The organism is Streptococcus oralis (assembly GCF_001588645.1).
GTDB lineage: Bacteria > Bacillota > Bacilli > Lactobacillales > Streptococcaceae > Streptococcus > Streptococcus oralis_AB.
The window spans coordinates 1-362 of the sequence record NZ_LAYF01000032.1 but is presented as its reverse complement, the minus strand read 5'-3'; the positions used below and the strand labels follow the sequence as shown (position 1 = coordinate 362).

The 362-nt window shown below is 38.7% G+C and carries 1 protein-coding gene; it reads right to left on the bottom strand.

What is annotated here, in order from left to right; genetic code table 11:
* Nucleotides 1–362 (bottom strand): hypothetical protein (locus A0739_RS10500; protein ID WP_231082587.1); only part of this gene is annotated, 362 nt, incomplete at both ends.

Here is a 362-nt window from a genome sequence, read left to right as displayed (position 1 = left end):
TCACCTCGCGGAATGATTCCCAGAGTTTTTAAGTTTTGTACGAGAGCGGGATCAGCAACAAGACCATTTATAAAATCATCTCTAAGCTTGGTATCTTGTTCGATCATTTGATCCATCATGCTTAAAATCTCGCTATTAGCACGTCGGTATAGGTCTCCGACTTCATTCACTTTATTGAGCATATCAGCATAGTGGTCCATTGCTTTCGAAGCTTCTCCACCCTCATAATATTTCGTTTCAGATAGGCTCTTCAATTTTGGAGCTAAGTTATTTTGAAATGAAATTTCAATATTGGTGATGTAAGACATGATTGTATGCATTTCATCAGGATTCATGGTGATTTCGTTAGATCCACCACCACC